At 38.5% G+C, this 1,530-nt stretch carries 1 protein-coding gene; it reads right to left on the minus strand.

Going from position 1 to position 1,530, the window contains the following annotated elements:
• Nucleotides 1–10: 10 nt before the first annotated feature.
• Nucleotides 11–1,333 (minus strand): KamA family radical SAM protein, encoded by a 1,323-nt coding sequence (locus RRG12_RS44060; protein ID WP_420762562.1) that lies wholly within the window; start codon nt 1,331–1,333, stop codon nt 11–13.
• Between the last annotated feature and the right edge of the window lie 197 nt (nt 1,334–1,530).

Raw genomic sequence — 1,530 nt, forward strand, 5'->3', positions numbered from 1 at the left:
AATCCCCAATTCAACTTTGTATTTTCAGAATTTCCTGTAACTTATTCTCATAAAAAAATTCCTTTTCTCCCATAGCTGGAACTAAATCAGTTAACCAGGTTGCTTTCTCGTCATAACGTGCAAAGAAAGGGCGTTTACACCAATTGGGATCGCGTCCTTGCAAAAAAGAAAGTACAAATACTTTCTCGCCATAAATCTCAGTTACGCCATCCACTGCAACTTTACCCGGTAGTGCTGACATGACTGGGCCACGAGCGGTACGAGCTAACCCAGACACTTTTTGTATTGCTGCTTGATAAATTTCCCAAGCTCGAATAATTGGTACTTCAAAGCAATGTTTTGCTCCAGTATCTCGTTCTATAAACATATAGTAAGGAATGCAACCAAGACGAACTTGTTCTTTCCACATCTTTATCCATACTTGCGGAGAATCATTAATTCCCCGCATGAGTGGCCCTTGGGTGCGAATCTGTGCGCCTGTACTACGAATGCGTTGGAGCGCTGCTTGAGCAATTTCAGTTTTGATTTCTGTCGGATGATCGTAGTGCGCCATAATAGAAAGATGTTTGCCTGAGCTAGTTACTTTCTCAAACAAACGTAAGATATCATCAGCATCTTCATCTGTAACAAAGCGATAAGGCCAGTAAGCGATCGATTTAGTACCAATCCGAATTGTTTGAATATGTTCAAAACCAGAATTTAGCAGTGGTTCAATATATAAAGCCAGATGTCTAGCTTTCATTGTCATTGGATCTCCGCCAGTAATTAAAACATCTGTGACTTCTTGATGTTGGCGGAGATACTCTTGGAAAAGTCCTGATTCACGGGTAGCAAATTTCATTCCGTCCATTTTCACAAACTGCGGCCAACGGAAGCAAAATGTGCAATATGCATGACAAGTTTGGCCTGCTGTCGGAAAAATTAAGACTGTTTCGGGATATTTATGTTGAATTCCTGGTACTTGTTTTCCGTCTAAAGTGGGAATATTATGTACCTGTCCGGCTGGATGGGGGTTAAGTTGCGATCGCATCGTATTTACTACTTGACGCAGGTCTTCTGGTGTAGAATTTTGCAGATGCCAAATAACCTTGTCTAGAGATTCAGGAGCCAACATTTCTTTTTGAGGAAAGGTAAGGCGAAAGATGGGATCATTGGGAATATTCTCCCAGTCAATCAGTTCCTCTACTACGTAATTATTGACACGGAACGGCAATACTTGGGCAACTGCTTTCATTGCCAAGCGGTCTGCTGTTGAAAATTTTTGCAGTTGAGGCAGCCGATCTATATCTTTAATTTCATATAACTCAATCTTTTTAGGTTTAAGTTGTGACATTTAATTATTATTTTTAATTTATATAAAATACAAAAATTATCTGGAAACTATAATAAAAACAAGTTTGTTTTGGTAAATCATCCAACCGATATAATTTGGCATAATGGCAATCCTCACAAAAAAATAATGAGATTTAACAAAAAGAAACTAATACGCATTTAAAATATAGGAATCCGCTTTGATTTCTGAACTAATTT

The organism is Nostoc sp. CALU 546, assembly GCF_048836525.1.

What these genes read in the sequence shown, in the direction of transcription:
- RRG12_RS44060 (WP_420762562.1), bottom strand. Translation starts at nt 1,333, where the DNA reads ATGTCACAACTTAAACCTAAAAAGATTGAGTTATATGAAATTAAAGAT.